The following is a 243-nucleotide window of genomic DNA, read 5'->3' as shown; positions in this document are numbered from 1 at the left end:
CAGTGGACCCCGCTCCCCGTCCAGTACGCCGACTACGCCCTCTGGCAACACCAGGCACTCGGCAGCGACGACGACAGCGACAGCGCTCTCGCCCGCCAACTCACCTACTGGAAGGAGCAGTTGGCGGGCATACCGGAAGAGCTCGCGCTGCCCACGGACCGCACCCGCCCCGCCCAGGCATCCGGCCACGGCGGCGCCGTCCACTTCACCCTCACCCCCGAACTCCACACCGACCTCGTAAAG

General features: G+C 69.5%; 1 protein-coding gene. It reads left to right on the top strand.

From position 1 onward, the window contains the following. The coding region (locus tag K7862_RS37175) for a condensation domain-containing protein (RefSeq protein WP_222970239.1) at positions 1-243 on the top strand (243 nt) is incomplete at both ends.

This window comes from Actinacidiphila acidipaludis (assembly GCF_019890725.1).
Taxonomy (GTDB): Bacteria; Actinomycetota; Actinomycetes; order Streptomycetales; family Streptomycetaceae; genus Actinacidiphila; species Actinacidiphila acidipaludis.
This window is presented reverse-complemented; position numbering and strand designations above follow the sequence as displayed.